This window comes from Duganella sp. HH101 (assembly GCF_001758795.1).
Classification (GTDB): domain Bacteria; phylum Pseudomonadota; class Gammaproteobacteria; order Burkholderiales; family Burkholderiaceae_D; genus Rugamonas; species Rugamonas rivuli.
On record NZ_LRON01000057.1, the window covers coordinates 1 to 3,935 of the forward strand.

General features: G+C 69.5%; 6 protein-coding genes. 2 read left to right on the plus strand and 4 right to left on the minus strand.

What is annotated here, in order from left to right:
* The coding region (gene folE / locus DUGA2_RS32185) for a GTP cyclohydrolase I (RefSeq protein WP_210402617.1) at positions 1 to 394 on the plus strand (394 nt) is incomplete at its 5' end.
* Positions 395 to 415: 21 nt separating this feature from the next.
* Positions 416 to 841, plus strand: a complete 426-nt coding sequence (locus tag DUGA2_RS32190; RefSeq protein ID WP_070273331.1) for a BLUF domain-containing protein — start codon at positions 416 to 418, stop codon at positions 839 to 841.
* Here DUGA2_RS32190 and DUGA2_RS34720 read toward each other — a convergent pair.
* The 4 genes from DUGA2_RS34720 to DUGA2_RS35060 form a co-directional block, all read right to left on the minus strand.
* Entirely contained in the window at positions 736 to 1,146 is a 411-nt protein-coding gene (locus tag DUGA2_RS34720) for a BLUF domain-containing protein (protein ID WP_070273332.1), read from the minus strand. The two genes, DUGA2_RS32190 and DUGA2_RS34720, sit on opposite strands and share 106 nt — an antisense overlap.
* A gap of 170 nt (positions 1,147 to 1,316) precedes the next feature.
* Entirely contained in the window at positions 1,317 to 2,027 is a 711-nt protein-coding gene (folE, locus tag DUGA2_RS32200) for a GTP cyclohydrolase I (protein ID WP_373994871.1), read from the minus strand.
* Between the two features lie 15 nt (positions 2,028 to 2,042).
* Positions 2,043 to 2,564: a TspO/MBR family protein gene (locus DUGA2_RS32205; protein WP_070273333.1), complete on the minus strand. Its 522-nt coding sequence runs from the start codon at positions 2,562 to 2,564 to the stop codon at positions 2,043 to 2,045.
* Positions 2,565 to 3,797: 1,233 nt separating this feature from the next.
* The gene (locus tag DUGA2_RS35060) at positions 3,798 to 3,914 is read right to left on the minus strand and encodes a hypothetical protein (RefSeq protein WP_373994872.1); all 117 of its coding nucleotides are present in this window, start codon (positions 3,912 to 3,914) and stop codon (positions 3,798 to 3,800) included.
* Positions 3,915 to 3,935 lie beyond the last annotated feature (21 nt).

The window sequence follows — 3,935 nt, forward strand, 5'->3', positions numbered from 1 at the left end:
CGTCGCCCAGCTCAACGAACTGATGATCATCGGACCGATCGCCGTGCGCAGCGCCTGCTCGCATCACCTGTGTCCGGTCATGGGCAAGATCTGGATCGGCGTCATGCCCAACCAGCATTCCAACCTGATCGGCCTGTCCAAGTACGCGCGGCTGGCCGGCTGGATCATGAGCCGGCCGCAAATCCAGGAGGAGGCCGTGGTGCAGCTCGCGGATCTGCTGCAGCAGAAGGTCCGGCCCGACGGCCTGGCCGTGATCATGGAGGCCGATCATTTCTGCATGCAATGGCGCGGCGTCAAGGACAACGACGCGCGCATGATCAACAGCGTCATGCACGGCAGCTTCCTCAAGGACGCCGCGCTGCGGCGCGAGTTCCTGGCCCTGATCAAACGCTAATTTTCGCCGAAAGGATACGTCATGCTTGTCCGCCTCCTGTATGCCAGCCGCGCCGTCGACCATCCCGACAGCGGCGCCGTCGGCGCCATCCTGCAGCAATCGCGCCGGCACAACCCGCCGGCCGGCATCACCGGCGTGCTGTGCCACAGCGAACGGTTGTACCTGCAACTGCTCGAAGGCGGCCGCGAGCAGGTCAACCAGCTGTATGGCCGCATCCTGGCCGACCGCCGCCACAGCGCGGTGACGCTGCTGCACTACGAAGAGATCAGCGAGCGCCGCTACGCCGGCTGGACCATGGGCCAGACCAACCTCGACCAGCTCAATCCCGGCATGCTGCTGCGCTATTCGGCGCTGCCCGCGTTCGACCCGTACGCGCTGAGCGGCGCCAGCTCGCTGGCCCTGATCGACGAACTGATGGCCGCCGCCGCCGTACTCGGGCGCGCCTGAGCATGCGCCGCAGGTCTCGCGCCAATCGCCAGGCGCCGGCGGCCATCAGTGNCGTCGATCAGGGCCAGCGAGCTGGCGCCGCTCAGCGCGTACGGGTCGAACGCGGGCAGCGCCGAATAGCGCAGCAGCATGCCGGGATTGAGCTGGTCGAGGTTGGTCTGGCCCATGGTCCAGCCGGCGTAGCGGCGCTCGCTGATCTCTTCGTAGTGCAGCAGCGTCACCGCGCTGTGGCGGCGGTCGGCCAGGATGCGGCCATACAGCTGGTTGACCTGCTCGCGGCCGCCTTCGAGCAGTTGCAGGTACAACCGTTCGCTGTGGGCACAGCACGGCCGGGTGGATGCTGGCCGGCCGGGTCGGGTTGCTGGCCGGCGGTCGATTGCTGCGAGGATGCGCCGACAGCCGCGCTGTCGGGATGGTCGACGGCGCGGCTGGCATACAGGAGGCGGACAAGCATGACGTATCCTTTCGGCGAAAATTAGCGTTTGATCAGGGCCAGGAACTCGCGCCGCAGCGCGGCGTCCTTGAGGAAGCTGCCGTGCATGACGCTGTTGATCATGCGCGCGCCGTTGTCCTTGACGCCGCGCCATTGCATGCAGAAATGATCGGCCTCCATGATCACGGCCAGGCCGTCGGGCCGGACCTTCTGCTGCAGCAGATCCGCGAGCTGCACCACGGCCTCCTCCTGGATTTGCGGCCGGCTCATGATCCAGCCGGCCAGCCGCGCGTACTTGGACAGGCCGATCAGGTTGGAATGCTGGTTGGGCATGACGCCGATCCAGATCTTGCCCATGACCGGACACAGGTGATGCGAGCAGGCGCTGCGCACGGCGATCGGTCCGATGATCATCAGTTCGTTGAGCTGGGCGACGTTGGGGAACTCGGTGACGGGCGGCGGCGGCGTGTAGCGGCCGCCGAAGACTTCCTGCAGATACATCTTGGCGACGCGCCGCGCGGTGTCCTGCGAATTGTGGTCGCCGGCGGTGTCGATCACCAGGCTGTCGAGCACGCCCCGCATGCGCTCGCTGACCTCGTCGAGCAGCTGCGCCAGCTCGCCCGGCTCCAGGTGCTCGGCGATGTTGTCGTTGGCGTGAAAACGCACACCGCGCTGCGTCAGCCTGGCCCGGATGCGCGCCGAGGCGGGCGTGCCGCCGGCGTTGTCTGGCGGCGTTTGCTGTTCCATCATCATAGGTGTCCCCGTGGGTTAAAAAATAAAGCCGCCCGGCGCGCCCAGCAGCGCCGGATTGCGCCGCCAGATGTCCAGGCACAGCAGGCCGGCAAACGCGACCCAGCCGAGATAGGGCCACAGCAGCAGCGCCGCCAGCCGTTCATGGCGGCCGAACTGGCGCATGGTGGCCGCGATCGCCAGCCACAGCGCGACGATGCAGGCGCACGCCAGCGCGCCCCGATGCCAGCCAAAGAACAGCCAGCTCCACAGGGCGTTCAGCACCAGCTGGCCGGCATACAGCAGCAGCGCCGGCGCCGCGCGCCGCACGCCGTGGCGGCCGACGCGCCATGCGGCCAGCGCCATCAGCAGGTACAGCACGCTCCACACCGGGCCGAACAGCCAGGGCGGCGGCGCCCAGGCGGGGCGCGCCAGTTGCTGATAGAACTGGGCGGCCTCGATCGACGCGCGCGCACCGATGGCGGCGCAGGCGAAGGTGACGGCCAGGCAGCCGGCCAGCAGCGGCAGGTTGCGCGGCGGCGCTTGCCGGGGCGCGCTCATCGCCGCCTCCCCGGCGGGGCGGCGGCGTGGCGACGGCGTAGGCGTGGAGTGGGCATGGGACGTGGACTCGCTGGGTTATACTGATGTGCTAATATTACTACCGTAGCGAAATAAAAGCTACCGATGAGTATCGTATAATTACCAATCAGTATTTGCCAGCGACGAGCACCATGGATAATCTAGAAACGGCCGCACTGCCGGCGGCGCCCGACTGGTGGCGAGAGCGCGCGTTGCTGCGGCGCGTAGTCGCCGACCTGATGCACACGGAACTGTGCCTGATGCGCCACGGCAGCGCGGGCATGCCGGGCTTGCCGTGGCCGGAGCGGATCGAGCTCGACGCCGAGTTGGGCATCGACTCGCTGGAGCGCTATGCGCTGGCCAGCGCGCTGGCGGCGGCGCTGCACCTGCCGCCGCAGACCGATCTGCAGCCCTTGCTGGGCGCGGTCACGCTGGGGCAGTGGTGCGACGCGCTCGGCGAGGCGATCGGCGCCGGTAGCGGCCTGATCAGTTTCAAAAGTTCGGGCAGCAGCGGGGTGCCGACCCGCAGCACGCATCGGCTCGACCTGCTGTGGCAGGAGGCGCGCTTTTTTGCCGCCCAGTTGCCGCAGGCGCGGCGGCTGCTGTATGCGGTGCCGTCGCACCATATCTACGGCTTCCTGTTCACGGTACTATTGCCGCTGGCGTATCGGCCGGCGCCGGCGCTGGTCGACCTGCGGCGGATGCTGCCGGCGGCGCTGCGGCAGCAAGCCGAGGACGGCGACGTGGTCGTCGCCTATCCGGAGCTGTGGGCGGCGCTGGCGCAGGCTGTGCCGCGCTGGCGCGCCGGGGCGGCCGGCGTGACGTCGACGGCGCCGTGTCCGCCGGCGCTGGCGCGGCAACTGGCGGACGGCGGCCTGCGCCTGCTGGAAGTGTATGGCAGCAGCGAGACGGCCGGCGTCGGCTGGCGCAGCGACGCCGACGCGCCGTATGCATTGCTGCCGTACTGGCGGCATGCGGCCGGCGGCGATGTGCTGCAGCGCCCGGCGGCCGACGACGGCCTGCTCGAAGTGCGCTGCCCGGACCGGATCGACTGGCGCGACGGGCGGCGCTTCGTGCCGGACGGGCGCCGCGACCATGCGGTGCAGGTGGCCGGCGTCAATGTCTATCCGGCCCAGGTGGCGGCGCTGCTGGCGCGCCATCCGGCGGTGCGGGCGGCGCACGTGCGGCTGATGCGGCCGGACGAAGGCGCCCGGCTCAAGGCCTTCGTGGTGCCGCTGCGGCCGGGCGATACGGCGGCGCCAGGCGCTCGCGCACCCAGCCGGCCAGCTGATCGGCCAGCGCCGCCGTATCGCCCGGCCGCAGCGGCACCACGAAGGCCTTGAGCCGGGCGCC